Source organism: Nostoc sp. NMS2 (assembly GCF_017115105.1).
GTDB lineage: Bacteria > Cyanobacteriota > Cyanobacteriia > Cyanobacteriales > Nostocaceae > Nostoc.
The window spans coordinates 33235-48942 of sequence record NZ_JABXKH010000060.1 but is presented as its reverse complement, the minus strand read 5'-3'; the positions used below and the strand labels follow the sequence as shown (position 1 = coordinate 48942).

11 protein-coding genes are annotated in these 15708 nt (G+C 44.5%); 9 read left to right on the top strand and 2 right to left on the bottom strand.

All coding sequences use genetic code 11. The features are described from left to right. Positions 1-29 precede the first annotated feature (29 nt). The 3 genes from HWQ36_RS11680 (at position 30) to HWQ36_RS11670 (ending at position 2278) form a co-directional block, all read left to right on the top strand. Positions 30-662 (top strand): restriction endonuclease subunit R, encoded by a 633-nt coding sequence (locus HWQ36_RS11680; RefSeq protein ID WP_292702267.1) that lies wholly within the window; start codon positions 30-32, stop codon positions 660-662. A gap of 60 nt (positions 663-722) precedes the next feature. Beyond that, positions 723-1343, top strand: coding sequence for a Uma2 family endonuclease (locus HWQ36_RS11675; protein WP_292702264.1), 621 nt, complete (start codon positions 723-725; stop codon positions 1341-1343). 320 nt (positions 1344-1663) lie between these two features. Further along, complete coding sequence (locus HWQ36_RS11670; RefSeq protein ID WP_292702261.1) at positions 1664-2278, top strand: Uma2 family endonuclease; 615 nt, start codon at positions 1664-1666, stop codon at positions 2276-2278. A gap of 29 nt (positions 2279-2307) precedes the next feature. Here the strand turns inward: HWQ36_RS11670 and HWQ36_RS11665 are convergent, their stop codons facing one another. Next, a complete protein-coding gene (locus HWQ36_RS11665) occupies positions 2308-3660 on the bottom strand; it encodes a pentapeptide repeat-containing protein (protein ID WP_292702260.1) in 1353 nt (450 codons plus the stop codon). A 30-nt stretch (positions 3661-3690) separates the two neighbouring features. Here HWQ36_RS11665 and HWQ36_RS11660 point away from each other — a divergent pair, with 30 nt between their 5' ends. The 6 genes from HWQ36_RS11660 to HWQ36_RS11635 all read left to right on the top strand — a co-directional run bounded on the left by HWQ36_RS11660 (position 3691) and on the right by HWQ36_RS11635 (position 14922). After that, positions 3691-5199, top strand: a complete 1509-nt coding sequence (locus HWQ36_RS11660; RefSeq protein ID WP_292702258.1) for an FAD-binding oxidoreductase — start codon at positions 3691-3693, stop codon at positions 5197-5199. After that, entirely contained in the window at positions 5189-5356 is a 168-nt protein-coding gene (locus HWQ36_RS11655; RefSeq protein ID WP_292702256.1) for a hypothetical protein, read from the top strand. Before HWQ36_RS11660 ends, HWQ36_RS11655 begins: the two co-directional genes overlap by 11 nt. 545 nt (positions 5357-5901) lie before the next feature. Further along, complete coding sequence (locus HWQ36_RS11650; protein WP_292702254.1) at positions 5902-6996, top strand: TIGR03032 family protein; 1095 nt, start codon at positions 5902-5904, stop codon at positions 6994-6996. Between the two features lie 64 nt (positions 6997-7060). After that, positions 7061-12025 (top strand): Ig-like domain-containing protein, encoded by a 4965-nt coding sequence (locus HWQ36_RS11645; RefSeq protein ID WP_292702251.1) that lies wholly within the window; start codon positions 7061-7063, stop codon positions 12023-12025. A gap of 386 nt (positions 12026-12411) precedes the next feature. Continuing rightward, the gene (locus HWQ36_RS11640; protein ID WP_292702248.1) at positions 12412-13434 is read left to right on the top strand and encodes an NADP-dependent oxidoreductase; all 1023 of its coding nucleotides are present in this window, start codon (positions 12412-12414) and stop codon (positions 13432-13434) included. Between the two features lie 87 nt (positions 13435-13521). Continuing rightward, positions 13522-14922 (top strand): collagen-like protein, encoded by a 1401-nt coding sequence (locus HWQ36_RS11635; RefSeq protein WP_292702245.1) that lies wholly within the window; start codon positions 13522-13524, stop codon positions 14920-14922. Positions 14923-14925: 3 nt separating this feature from the next. On the opposite strand, the gene HWQ36_RS11630 is transcribed toward HWQ36_RS11635, so the two are convergent. Then, positions 14926-15486, bottom strand: a complete 561-nt coding sequence (locus HWQ36_RS11630) for a nitrate transporter (RefSeq protein WP_292702242.1) — start codon at positions 15484-15486, stop codon at positions 14926-14928. Positions 15487-15708: the final 222 nt, after the last annotated feature.

The following is a 15708-nucleotide window of genomic DNA, read 5'->3' as shown; positions in this document are numbered from 1 at the left end:
GGTAGGTTTTCTACTACTTGATTAACACAATGACTCAAACTCTGGCTGCGGAAAACGTCACACTAGAGCAACTAATATTGCTCTATGGATTAGAGTTAGTTGATTCGGAAGAATTCTTTCGAGAGTGGCAAGAGAACCTATCAGAACTCACAAACTTGGAAAAGCAGCTATTGGATCAAATAAAGGTAGGTTACTTAAATTTACGGAATTATCCGCCTTTATTAGAAAATACAGTTAACACAACTGTTTTATCGCCACTGCTATTCATTGGCAAGTTTTATTTACCTCCTTTTCACCTCAAATTAGAGAAATCTATTGAGATTGAAACACAAGATAACCAAATTATTATTAAAGGACGAATTGATTTCTTACTTCTAAATCAAAATTTCTGGGTAACAGTCATTGAGTCAAAACAGGTTGCTTATTCTGTAGAAGCAGGACTTGACCAAATTTTGGCATATATGTTGGCTGCTCCCCAGTCACAAGATGTAGTATTTGGCATGATTACTTCTGGTGGCAGTTTTATGTTCATTAAACTGCTTAAAAGTTCTGCTCCTCGCTATGCCACTTCAGATATTTTTGATGTCCGTAACCGGGGCAATGAGTTGTATAGTGTACTCCAGATTTTGAAGCATATTAGTCAATTGCCTAATCAAAGATAGTTAGAATAATCAAGAGCAGCAATACTTGCTCTAGTTCTGAACCTGGAAGGATCAATCTCTATGGTCTCAGCCACTGTTAATACAGGTACTATTAGCTTTGAGATATTCGTTGCTGGCTATCTGGATGATATACGCTACGAGTTAATTGATGGAGAACTAATCGACTTGGAACCCACTGGACTTCATGAACAGGTTGCTGGGTTAATTAATCGTAAGCTTAACGTAGCAATTGATCTGCTCAACTTGCCTTGGTTTATTCCCATGAAATGCCTGATTAAACCATTAGGTCAAAATTCAGCCTTTAGACCCGATGTTGCGATTCTCGATCAGACAGCTTTGGCGAATGAGCCATTATGGAGAACTGAGCCAGTGATTACACTAGGCAAGTCTGTAAAGTTAGTAGTAGAGGTTGTTAGTACTAATTGGCAGAATGACTATGCCCGGAAAGTGGAAGACTACGAAGCTTTAGGCATTGCGGAGTATTGGATCGCAGATTATCTAGGGCTAGGAGGCAAACGCTACATTGGCTTATCCAAAGAACCTGTAATCACGATTTATCAGTTAGTCGATGGAACTTATGAAGGACAGCAGTTTAGGGGAACAGAACGCCTCATTTCCCAAACATTTCCCGACCTGAATTTAACCGCAGAACAGATATTTGTTGCGGGACGCTATAGTTAAAAATTGAGAAACATGTGGCGCTATTTGGGGATAAATATTTACAGTGCTTAAAGGTAATCAAAAATTGGTATAACTAACCCTTTCAATATGACTTGTAAAATCTCTTATTTTTTCTCAGCGCTACGCCAGTTGCTTCTCCCAGGGGGAGACGCTACGCGAACAAGTCAGGGAACCGCAAGGGCGCACTGGCTTCTCTGTGCTTCTACGGTTTAAATGCCTTGCAATCTGCAATTGAATATATACAACAAAAACGCGAATTTTCTCAATTAAAAATCAATATTTATTGCATGATAATGTAAAACATATATGGAGGTAAGATTATGACCCAAGCGTTGCCCAAATTACTCACCTTCAATGAATTTATTGAATGGTATCCCAATGATGGTAAACACTATGAATTGCACAAAGGAGTAATTGTTGAAATACCACCCCCAACCGGAGCGCATGAGAAAGTTATTGCATTTTTGTCGCGGAAATTAACCGTGGAGTTTGATCGTCTTAATTTCCCCTACGGAATTCCCAAAACCGCATTGGTCAAAACTCCTTCTGCCGAATCCGCTTATTCGCCTGATGTGTTGTTGCTAAATCTTGATAATCTCAACAATGAACCGCTTTTTCAAAAACAGTCAACAGTAAGCCAAGCAGCATCAGTTCCAATAGTTATTGAAATTGTTTCAAGCAACTGGCGAGATGATTACTACAATAAATTTAGAGATTATGAAGAAATGGGAATTACCGAATATTGGATTGCTGATTATGCTGCGTTGGGTGCAAGAAAGTTCATCGGCAATCCCAAACAACCCACTATTTTTGTATGCGAATTAGTTGATGGCGAATATCAAATGACACCTTTTCAAGGCAACACAGCGATTTCATCACCTACTTTTCCCCAATTAAATTTAACTGCACAGCAGATTTTTAATGCGGCTAACTAATTTTTTATTGAACAGAATTCTTCTTCAACCTATCTTCCCAATTTATTAGGAATACCTTCACAACCATCAGGAATAGTACCTCTAGTTTTTTCGCCACCCCAAGTGCAACAGTAGCAACGTGCAGATTCAGACATCCGTTGCACATTGCTGAAATCGGCATTTTCCACTACAGCGCCAGTTTGTTCACCGGTTTCATAATCTGGTGGTTGGGTTCGACTGCGGGGTGATGCTTTATCTACTACACCGTAGAATAGGCGAATGCCGTTGATATCTGCATCACCGAGATTAGCATTATATAAAATTGTGCGGGAAAGGTTGGCTTTTACTAAGTCACAACCAGTCAGGTTAGCGCGGACAAGATTAGCTTCGCTGAGGTCAGTCCAACGTAAATCAGTACCGGAAAGGTCTGCTGCGGCTAGCATTACACCTAAATCGATGACACGCAAACCTTCCAGGCGGTCTTCTGCATATCCGCCAGTGCCATCGAGAATGGCTCGACCTAATAACCGATCGCGTTTTAGGGGTGAGAGCAACTTGGAACGTGAGAGAAAGCGGAGAATTTTCGCTTTCCCACTACCATCAACGCTACTTAAAATTGCCGCAGTGCGTCCTTCAGCGATCGCTCTTTCTTGGGGCCAATCTTCTAATAATCCTTCTTCATCTAACACCAAGTCTGAAATGCCTTGGAAATAGGAATCAATTGTCTGTTGCTGGGTGATAATATTTTGCTGAACTGTGAGCAGGTTTTGCTGAATTGTCAAGTCTTTGGAAATAACATATTGTCGCCACGCCACATAAACGGCAATGATGGCGATGAGAATTTGCCCCAAAGCGCCAAACCAATCTGCTAGGGTTCCAGCAATATCCCAGTTAATTTTGCGTCCTAAAACAAGTAAGCGATCGCCCACACCTGTGAACCGGATCAAGCCGATGATGGCTACTAGTAATCCCAAAAAGGCCACAAACAGGGTGCGTTCTTGGGCTGAAAACCACTCATCTAAAACTTCTTGGAACCAAGGCAACAATATCGCCAGGGATAACAGCAAAGTTATCAGCGTTCCAATAATGCCAACAATCCAGTTATTGAGGATAATTCCAATGAAGGTGATAGCGATCGCGATTAAAGTAATTAGCAATGCTCTTGGCTTAACTGTGAATTGGCTGGTAATGGGTTGCTTAAAGTCAGAAAGGGCAAGTTTTAGAGCATTTGTATGTTGCGGAGATTGCAAAGATGCGATCGCCGCTAGTGCTTGTTGTGTCGCGAGCGTTTCTGAGCTTAGGTTTTTCTCAGTTGAACTACCGTCAAAGTCATCCGGTTGCAAGTCGTTTTCGGGGACTGGTTCTGGGGTTGGTAGATTAGAGGAATCGGATTCAATCGTCATGTTTTCTATTTTGCCCCCTCAATCCAAGTTATGCATTCCTACCGCAGTAAATTCTTAAATAGCAGACTGAAGATTATTCTGCTTGTCCTTCTGGCAACTACCACTATTGCCCTGACAGTCATTGCTAGACCAGTTACTCACCTGACTTTAACAGCCTGGAGCGATCGCGATGACCGTCAACCTCTGGCTATCGGCACAGTTGATGATGCCAGTCACCTGAACCAGACACAGGTAACAATTAAGCAGGTTAAAAGTCAGCCTGGAATTGCTGAGGTGATATTACAGTCTGTACTTAGAGATGCCTTACGTCAAGATCAGAAAGTAGCGATCGCGGGTTCACGCCATACTATGGGTGGTCACACTCTGTATGCTAAGGGCATCTCCCTCGATATGCTCCACTTAAACCGGATGCAATTCAACCCGGCGACTAAAATTCTGACAGTACAATCAGGAGCTAAATGGTCTAATGTTATTCCTTACCTAAATGAACGTGGCTATTCTGTCGCCGTGATGCAGTCCAACAACGATTTTTCTGTTGGTGGTACGATGAGTGCCAATGCTCATGGCTGGCAACATAATAGTCCCCCCTTTGCTAGCACTGTTGAAGGTTTCCGGTTAATGCTGGCAAGTGGCAAGGTTGTAGAGTGTTCCAGACAGCAAAATCCAGAGTTATTTTCTCTAGTTTTAGGCGGTTACGGACTATTCGGGATCATTCTTGACGTTGATTTGAGAGTAGTACCCAATGAGACGTATATAGCTGAACGGTTCGTGATTAAGAGCGAGAACTATATTAATACCTATCAGCAACGGGTAGATAGTGTAGGCAATATTGGTATGGCATACGGTAGACTTTCTGTTGCACCAGAAAGCTTTTTAAAAGAAGCTATTCTCACCACCTATCACCGAGTTCCTCAAGCAACTCACGCTATTGTTTCTTTAGAAAAACAGCCAGAGTCTGGATTACCTCGGACAGTTTTCCGTGGCAGCATTGGCAGTGACTATGGCAAAAACTTGCGCTGGCAACTAGAAAAAATCGTTGGGGGAGAAGCCGGAAACCAGGTTTTGAGAAACCAGATTCTCAACCGTTCCTCCACCTTATTTGAGAATCGTCACCAGGCAGAGACTGACATCCTGCATGAGTACTTTATTCCCCCTAAATCTCTGGAAGCTTTTTTAGAGAAGTGTCGCCTCATTATTCCCCAGTCCAAGGCAGATTTGCTCAATGTTACGGTGCGAAATGTTCACCAAGATAACGACAGTTTTCTCAGATATGCCAACCGGGAAGTTTTTGGATTGGTGATGCTGTTTCATCAGCAACGCACCCAAGAGGCGGAAGCAAAGATGCAGGTAATGACCCAAAAACTGATTGAGGCAGCCCTAGCAGTTGGTGGCAGGTATTATCTGCCCTATCGTCTTCATGCCACACCTGAACAATTTCGTAGAGCTTATCCACAATCTGCTAAATTTTTCGCCCTCAAGCGTAAGTATGACCCGGACGGGATTTTCCAGAATTATTTTTATCTCAAATATGGCAGTTAAAGGACTGACAAATAAAAAATATCCCAAATTTTCTTGTGGGATGGGTGTCCGCACCATTGGTGTCAACTTAAGTCAGGAAGCTCATTCCCAGTCATTTTACCCCACACGCCAGATGCTCCACTTGGGGAGACCCCAAGACCGCACTGGCTCCCCTTAATCCCCTCCCCGTTCACGGGGAGGGGAGATTTTGTCGCTAGACAAAAGCGGGGTGGGGTTGCGAGGGCATGATTAGTAGTTGAGTGGACTTGGTATAAAGCCATTGCGAGGGTTTCACGTTAAGTTGAGACCAATGTTCATGAATTGCCTCTACATTTCAGACTTAACGCATAAGTCCTAAATTTATTTCTTGGAAATCCCTTATATAAAGCTTGCATGAACTTGATTTTTGCTCACGCGAGGGTGTCGTCAGCTTCTATTGATAAAATTTACTTATGTAATTTCCGCAAAAGTATTTACCATAAAATGATTTATAGCACAAGAAGAAAATGCATTTTTATCAAATTTAATCAGCAAACAAAATATATTCCGACGAAGAATAAAGTTAATATGATGTTGATTTGACAATGTATAAGATTTGACAAAAAATTGGATCTTCAAGAGTTGGTAAAGCAGATTATGTGATTCTACTTAAGAGATAATTGAAGAGGCAAAAAACCTACATCGGGATAGGATAATTTTTTATCCTCCTCCCTCGTAGAAAAAATGAATCAAAATCCTGTAACTCCAACTAATAGCTTAGAAATAAATGCCTCACGGCAGTTCACCCCTTGGTTGTTGGAACAGAATCTCAGTCTAGCTTTCACCACATATCAAGCAGGTAAATTATTTTTCATTGGTTTGCAACCTAGCGGCAAACTATCAGTATTCGAGCGCACCTTTGAACGCTGCATGGGTTTGTATGCCTGTGGCAGCAGTTTGTATATGAGTTCGCTTTATCAACTGTGGCGCTTTGAAAACATCCTCCAACCGGGACAAGTTCACGACAACTACGATGCTGTTTATTTGCCCCAGATAAGTTATGTTACCGGAGACTTAGACATTCACGATATCGCCCTGAGTAATGCCCCATTCCCAAACGGCAAAATTCCCAGTGGTGGCTTAAATGAATCAGAGAATCTGATATTTGTCAATACCTTATTTAGCTGTTTAGCCAAAGTTAGTTCCACCCATAGTTTCATTCCCTTGTGGCAACCGCCCTTTATTAGTAAATTGGCAGCAGAAGACAGGTGTCATTTCAACGGGTTAGCAATGCGAGATGGTCAACCCAGATATGTCACTGTTGTTAGTCAGTCAGATGCGGCGGAGGGATGGCGGGACAGACGGGCTGATGGTGGTTGCGTCATTGATGTGACTTGTAACGAGATAGTAATTAAGGGGCTTTCTATGCCCCATTCTCCTCGCTGGTATCGAGACAAATTGTGGTTACTCAACTCTGGGACAGGAGATTTTGGCTACGTAGATTTGGAAAGAGGGAGCTTTGAACCCGTAGCTTTTTGTCCAGGATATATGCGTGGTTGTGCATTTCATGGCAATTTTGCGATCGTGGGAATTTCTCAGCCCAGGCACAACAAGACTTTTAGTGGTTTACCCCTAGATGAGAAATTGCAACAAAAAAACGTTGAACCTCGGTGTGGGTTGCTGGTGATTGACCTGCGGACTGGGGATATTGTGCATTCCCTGCGAATAGAGGGAGCCGTACTGGAATTATACGACGTGGTGGCACTACCAGGGGTGCGTCGTCCAATGGCGATCGGCTTTAAGAGTGATGAAATTCGGCGGATGGTGACGATGGGATGAGTCTAGAGATGAAATTTCACGTTTCTAAACTCGATAAACAACATAACTTGGAGAATCAACAATAATGGCAAATGCAGTTTTAAATTTATCTGATCTCAACGGCAGCAACGGCTTTGTGATTAATGGCATTGATGCAGATGACGAATCAGGCATTTCTGTCAGCAATGCGGGGGATATCAACGGCGACGGCATCGATGACCTGATTATCGGGGCATCAAGTGCCGACTCCAAACTGACCGTTGGGGCAGGGGAGAGCTACGTGGTGTTTGGCAGCAGTAATGGCTTTGAACCTAGTTTCAACCTTTCATCTCTCAATGGCAGCAACGGCTTTGTAATTAACGGCATTGATCGTGACCGCTCAGGCTTTTCCGTCAGCAGTGCCGGAGACATCAACGGTGACGGCTTCGATGACCTGATTATCGGGGCAAGTACTGCCTACGCTAACGGTCAGGAGAGAGCAGGGAAGAGCTACGTGGTGTTTGGCAGCAGTACTGAGTTTGAAGCCAGTCTCAACCTTTCATCTCTCAATGGCAGCAAAGGCTTTGTGATTAACGGCATTAATAGGCGTGACTTTTCAGGCAATTCTGTCAGCAGTGCGGGGGACATCAACGGCGATGGCATAGATGACCTGATTATCGGGGCACTATTTGCCTCCCCCAACGGCAGGGGTGATGCAGGGGAGAGCTACGTGGTTTTTGGCAGCAATAGTGGTTTTGAAGCTAGCTTCAACCTTTCCTCTCTCAATGGCAGCAACGGCTTTGTGATTAACGGCATTGATGCGTATGACTACTCAGGCAGGTCTGTCAGCAGTGCGGGGGACATCAATGGCGACGGCATCGATGACCTGATTATCGGGGCATCAAGTGCCGACCCCAACGGTCAGTTAAATGCAGGGGAGAGCTACGTGGTGTTTGGGAGCAATAGTGGCTTTGAACCTAGTTTCAACCTTTCATCTCTCAATGGCAGCAACGGCTTTGTTATTAACGGCATTGATGGCGGTGACGGTTCAGGTATTTCTGTCAGCAGTGCGGGGGACATCAACGGCGACGGCATAAATGACCTGATTATCGGGGCATCAAGTGCCTCCCCCAACGGTCAGTCTGCTGCAGGGTCAAGCTACGTAGTGTTTGGCAGCAGTAATGGGTTTGGAGCCAGTCTTAACCTCTCGTCCCTGGATGGCAGCAACGGCTTTGTGATTAACGGCATTGATTCGGGTGACTTCTCAGGCAGTTCTGTCAGCAGTGCGGGGGATATTAACGGCGATAGCTTCGACGACCTGATTATCGCGGCATATCGTGCCTCCCCCAACGGTCAGAATGATGCCGGGTCAAGCTACGTGGTTTTTGGTCGCAGCAGTGGTTTCGGTGCTGGTTTCAATCTTTCCTCTCTGGATGGCAGCGAGGGCTTTGTGATTAACGGCATTGATGCAGATGACCGCTCAGGCAGTTCTGTCAGCAGTGCGGGGGACATCAACGGCGACGGCTTTGATGACCTGATTATCGGGGCATATCGTGCCGACCCCAACAGTCAGTTTGGTGCCGGGGAGAGCTACGTGGTCTTTGGTTTTGCATCTTCTACACCTACTAATAAACCTCCTGTCGCGGCTAATGACACGGCGACCACCGACGAAGATACTGCCTTTAATATAGATATACTAGCTAACGACAGCAACTCCCAGACTGTGACGGCTGTCAATGGTAGGACAGTTGTTGTTGGCACTGCCATTACCCTGAGTTCTGGTGCTTTAGTTACCCTTAATGCTGATGGCAGCTTGACCTACGACCCGAATGCTTCATTTGATTTTTTGGCTGTTGGTAAAAGCGGTACTGACAGCTTTACATACACCACCAACAATGGCAGCTTGATTAATACAGCTAGCGTCAACTTGACCATTAATGGAGTCAATGATGCACCCAAAGTTGCTTCAGTTTTTAACCTCTCCTCTCTTAATGGCAGCGACGGCTTTGTAATTAACGGCATTAATAGCCTTGACTTCTCAGGCCGTTCTGTCAGCAGTGCGGGAGACATCAACGGCGATGGCTTTGATGACCTGATTATCGGGGCATCTGGTGCCTCCCCCAACGGTCAGTTAAATGCAGGGGAGAGCTACGTGGTGTTTGGCGGCAGTACTGAGTTTGAAGCCAGTTTTAACCTCTCGTTTCTTAATGGCAGCAACGGCTTTGTGATTAACGGCATTGATTCGGGTGACTTCTCAGGCAGTGTCAGCAGTGCGGGCGACGTCAACGGCGACGGTTTCGATGACCTGATTATCGGGGCATCACAGGCCAACAGTCAGGACGGAGCCGGGGAGAGCTACGTGGTGTTTGGCAGCAGTAATGGGTTTGATGCCAGTGTCAACCTATCGTCCCTTAATGGCAGCAACGGCTTTGTGATTAACGGCATTGATGCAGATGACCGCTCAGGCAGTTCTGTCAGCAGTGCGGGGGACATCAACGGCGACGGCTTTGATGACCTGATTATCGGGGCATCTGGTGCCTTCCCCAACGGTCAGAATCGTACCGGGGAGAGCTACGTAGTGTTTGGCAGCAGTAATGGGTTTGGAGCCAGTCTTAACCTCTCGTCCCTGGATGGCAGCAACGGCTTTGTGATTAACGGCATTGATAGTCGTGACTACTCAGGCAATTCTGTCAGCAGTGCGGGGGACATCAATAGCGACGGCTTCGATGACCTGATTATCGGGGCACAAGGCGCCTCCCCCAACGGTCAGGATAATGCCGGGGAGAGCTACGTAGTGTTTGGCAGCAGTAATGGGTTTGGAGCCAGTCTTAACCTTTCGTCCCTGGATGGCAGCAACGGCTTTGTGATTAACGGCATTGATAGTCGTGACTACTCAGGCAATTCTGTCAGCAGTGCGGGGGACATCAATAGCGACGGCTTCGATGACCTGATTATCGGGGCACAAGGCGCCTCCCCCAACGGTCAGGATAATGCCGGGGAGAGCTACGTAGTGTTTGGCAGCAGTAATGGGTTTGGAGCCAGTCTTAACCTTTCGTCCCTGGATGGCAGCAACGGCTTTGTGATTAATGGCATTGATAATGACAACTCAGGCCGTTCTGTCAGCAGTGCGGGGGACATCAACGGCGACGGCTTTGATGACCTGATTATCGGGGCATCTGGTGCCTTCCCCAACGGTCAGAATCGTACCGGGGAGAGCTACGTAGTGTTTGGCAGCAGTAATGGGTTTGGAGCCAGTCTTAACCTTTCGTCCCTGGATGGCAGCAACGGCTTTGTGATTAATGGCATTGATAGCCGTGACAGCTCAGGCAGTTCTGTCAGCAGTGCGGGGGACATCAATGGCGACGGCTTTGATGACCTGATTATCGGGGCACCAGAGGCCTCCCCCAACGGTCAGCTTTTTGCCGGGAAGAGCTACGTAGTGTTTGGCTTTCCGACTGCCGCTAGCACTAACGAAGATACCGCCCTTAACATCCTTGCTAGAAATATCCTACGTAGATATACAGATATCGATGGCGATACCTTAACCATTAGCAACTTCACTAACCCCACTAACGGCACACTAACACTCAACGACAACAGCACTCCAGACAACCCCAGTGACGACTTCTTCATCTACACCCCCAATGCCAATTTCAATGGCACTGACAGCTTCACTTTCACTGTTGCTGATGGCAATGGCGGTAGCATTACTAGTACTTTTAAGCTCAACGTTAAACCCGTCAACGATGCACCCATTGCCGTCAATGATACTTTGACTGCTGGTTTTAATACTGCTACTACCATCCTCGCTAGGACTTTACTGGCTAATGATACCGACAGCGATAACAGTAACCTCAGCATTACTGCTGTAAGCGATGTAACTAACGGTACTGCTGTGCTAAATGATAACGGCACACCGGGCAACTCGGCGGATGATTTCGTTGTGTTTACGCCATTTAATGGGTTGAGTGGCAATGCCAACTTCAACTACACCATTAGCGATGGTAGCCTGACTAGTACTGCTACGGTTACGATCGCAGTTGGCACTAAGATTACTGGCACTAACCAAAACGATACCATTTCTGGCACTCCAGGAAATGATGCGATCGCTGGTGGCAAGGGCAATGATATTCTCACAGGCGTTGCGGGGAATGATACTTTTGTCTTCCGCCTTGGTGATGGGAACGACACTATCACTGATTTTGCTGGTACTGGTAAAGGCTCAAATCCATCAGCAACGGTGATTACGCAACTAGATACATTGCAATTTATCGGTAGTGGTTTAACTGCCCGAAATCTGCAACTTACTCAAAATGCTAATAACTTAGAACTCACCTTTTTAGATGCAGCTTCTACCAAAGTTATCCTGCAAAACTTCCAATTAGAAAATCTGGATAATCTGCCAGCAAATGGTTCACAACCTGCTATTGGTAATATCCTGTTTGATGGACAAACCAGTATAACTGACAGTTTTGATGTCTTCAATGCCAATTCGACTCAAACTAATCTCTTTAACAAGAATACCGTCACCTTTCTGAATGACCTGAACAATAACGTCGCGGGTTTTGACAACTCCAATGATGTGATTAATGGTCAAGGAGGTAATGACATCATCAATGGTAATAGTGGAAATGACCTATTACGGGGCGGTGAAGGCGATGATATTCTCATTGGTGGAGAAGGTAATGATACTGTTGTGGGTGGCAAAGGCAATGATGTTCTGAGCGGTGGTGTCGGTGCTGACTTTTTCGTTTACAACAGCAATGCTGACTTTGTTGGTGTTGATGCAATTGCTGACTTCAAAAGCAGCGAAGGTGACAAGATTGTACTGAGTAAGACTACCTTTAGTGCAATTACTTCTGCTGCCGGAACTGGTTTTAGTAACGCCAGTGATTTGAAAATCACGAGTTCAGCAGCGAGTAGCACGGCAAAAATTGTCTACGATTCTGTGAGTGGTGAGTTGTTCTACAATCAAAATGGCAGCGCGGCTGGTTTTGGTAGCGGTGGACTATTTGCGACTCTAACTGGTGCGCCAACTCTCACTGCATCTAATTTTGTGCTGCAAGCATAGTTTGCTACGCAATTGCCAACCGCTAGTTTGGCGCATCTTAATACAGAATTAGTTTGAAGAAGAATTCAGAATTCAGAATTCAGGAGTCAGAATCAAGATGCTTTCTACAAGACGCTCTTGCTAACAAGATCCCTGTAGGAGTACGCGGATTCGCTCACAGCGTTGCTATGCCGTACCACTTCGTGGAAGCAAGCTACGCGCAGCGTCTCCGATAGGAGAAGAGAAGGCTTTACGCTGTGAAGCACCGCTTTTTCGGTCAGAATACCCAACTGAATTTTGAATTCTGACTCCTGAATTCTGTTCGATAATTTCTGAAATGTTTTTTGAATGGACACACACATCTGTGCGTTCACCAATAGTCAGATTGATTTAAAGGAAAATAACTGATGTCTGATTTAATGAACAAACAAATCATCCTCAAAAGTCGTCCAGTTGGCGAACCAAAAGAGAGTGATTTTGCTTTAGTAGAAACGCCAACTCCCGAACCGGGTGAAGGCGAAATTCTTAGCCGCACCATTTATCTATCTCTCGACCCTTATATGCGTGGTCGCATTAGTGCAGGCGAGTCTTATGCTGCATCAGTAGAATTGAATTCTGCGATCGTGGGTGGTACAGTCAGCCAAGTAATTAAATCAAATCATCCTCAATTTCAAGTAGGGGATTTTGTTTTGAGTAATAACGGTTGGCAAATTTATGCTGTATCTAAGGGTGAGACACTGCGTAAACTTGATCCCACTCAAGCACCTTTATCTTATAGTTTAGGTGTACTAGGTATGCCTGGTCTAACTGCTTATGCTGCTTTGCTTGATATCGGCCAACCGAAAGAAGGTGAAACTGTTGTGGTTTCAGCCGCTTCTGGTGCTGTCGGTGCAGTAGTTGGTCAAATTGCCAAAATTAAAGGTGCTAGAGTAGTGGGAATTGTCGGGAGTGATGATAAGCGAGACTATATAGTTAAAGAATTAGGTTTTGATGTTGGCATTAACCGCAAAACCCAAGAACTTGATTCAGCGCTCAAAGAAGCTGCACCTAATGGCATTGATATTTACTATGACAATACAGCAGGTGTGATTTTAGAAACTGTGTTGCAGCAGATCAACCTTGGGGCAAGAATTCCACTAGTAGGTTTGATTTCGGAGTATAACGCTACATCTACTCCACCAGGGCCTAATTTAATGCCACTGCTAGTCAAGCGGGCCTTAATTAAAGGTTTTCTAGTTGGTGATTATCAACATCGGTTGAACGATTTTTTGCGTGATGTTTCTGGATGGTTACAGTCTGGTCAACTTAAGTATAAAGAAGATGTAGTTAATGGTTTAGAAAACGCTCCTCGTGCATTCATCGATTTACTTCGAGGTGATAATTTTGGCAAGCTGATTGTTAAGGTCAATGACGATCCAACAGCCAAGTGAAAGGCATACCACTGAACAGAAAGGAGCAAATTGTTGAAAGTCAGCGTCAGTAGTAGAGAATTCAACTAAAGTTTTAGGTGTAACTAAATGCACAATGATTTTAGGAGTAAACTACCACTACTACTGACATTCTGCTTATTTACAAGCTTTTTGCCTGCCTCTGGTTCAGTTTTATGTCCAGCTGTTGCCTCTGACGAATATTATAGAGTAGCCAGAAATAATGGCAGAGATGGACGTACAGGAACCGATGGGCGATCGGGTAGAAGCGGTGAAAACCAAAACGTTTTTGTCAATGGTTCACCTGTTAATCTTGATTTATCTGGTAAAGATGGTGAAGATGGGGAACATGGGGAATATGGCGATCGCCCTGACTGTGGTTATGAACGCGATGCCTATGGCGGGAGCCATGATATAAATGCACCAAATGGCGGCAATGGCGGTAACGGTGGTAAGGGAGGAGATGGGGGAAATGGTGGTTCCCTCACAGTGTATTACAGCAATTTGGCAGATTTACGAAACATTTCCGTTCGAGCAACTGGCGGGGAAGGTGGACGCGGCGGTAGAGGTGGCAACGGTACGGAGGGTTGTCACTGTCACAGGCAAAGTTGGGAAGTAAAAACTTGTACAGGAACCCCCGGTAGCCCTGATTATAAGTGTACTGATAAGGTTTATCGATGTAGCGACGGTAGCGATGGGCGAGATGGTAGCGATGGTAGCGATGGTAGCCAAGGGCGCTTAGGAACTTTAAGTATTGTCAATAGCAAGGAAGCTTTGGCGGCTGATAATCCAACGGTGCAGCTAGCAATTTCGGAACTGACAAACAAACCAGTAAACCTCTCGAAGAACAAATGGAATCCACGCAAAGGGGCAATTTCTCTACTTGCGCCTGGTTCTGCGATCGCAGATAATTACCTTGAGTTTGAACAGCGTTTAGAAGGGACTTTTCAAATAGTTTGGCAAGAAAGACAACCCATCACCAGCTTTGGCAATCAAGCTGTCACACTGAATTTAACTGACAACAAACAAATAGAAGTTACTTTTGCTGAGGACTTATGGGTTGATGGTAGTATCAAAAATGAGGCTAACTTAACAACATTTACCGTCAACCATGCCATTCCCAAAAAAGATGTCACCCGGTTAGCTGTAGCAGAGTTTGCCGAAGCAGGACAAAACCTCAACTTAAAAATAGTTGATTTGGCAGCAAAATCTGATGCTATTAATACTCAGTTTCGCATCAAATTTCGCGCACAGGATAACTTGTACGGCTTTTCTGGCTACAAAACTGAATATGAAGGGGATATTCCCAACGAACTTGTGACTCGTGACTACAACCGTTTTACTCTAGCTTTGGGCAAGCTCAAAATTCCTGATTCAGCTTTACGTCCTGGTGTCAACGTTGATATTGAAGTCGTAGCGACTCGTTCTTTGGGAATACGTTCTGCCAAACAAACTATTAGCTGGCAGGGTTCAATCCGCAAGCCTAGATAAAATTTAGGAAGATTTTTTCCCGTCTGAAACCATTTGCGAGAGAACATAAGCTGCAAAATCTAGTAACTGATCCAGCAAAAAGCCAATGATACCAATGTAGAGAATCACCTGAATTATATAATCGGCATTGCCAGCTTTATAAGCTTCCCAGAGAGTAAAGCCAAGTCCTTTTGGGCCTGTTAACATTTCTATAGAAATAACTATAAACCAGGCTACCCAAATACTAACTTTCAAGGCATGAAATATATGGAATATAGCTACTCGAAAGTTATTATTCTGTCTCTGAAAATGTTGCATACCGATTGCCGTATTAATAATCATCGTCCAGAGAGTTCCTAGAAAAACTACTGTAGTTGCAGCCGATTCGCTCTCTTGAAACACTATTAATGCAATAGGTAGCAAAGCTATAGGAGGGATACTATGTGGTATTTGAAATATCAGCCTAAATAACTGATAAACCATGCTATTCATGCCTACTAGGTATCCGATAAAACTACCCAATACGGCGGCTGGAATGTAACCCACAAATAACCGTTGCAGGCTAGCTAAAATGTCTAAAAACATATATTATCTCTGCCTCAGTTCTCATGAAAAACATTTAGGAAATACTGCGGCAATAACACCAAATAGTGAAAAAATGTGTTTGACTACACGTTTTATTTGAAGACTACAAGATTTTGATATCTTCTCCTCTTGACAATTAATCAAAACAACTTAAGTATTATTACGAGATGTTAGTAGTAATACAAAGCAGAGGTAAAACTTGACTTTATTAAACTTTATCAG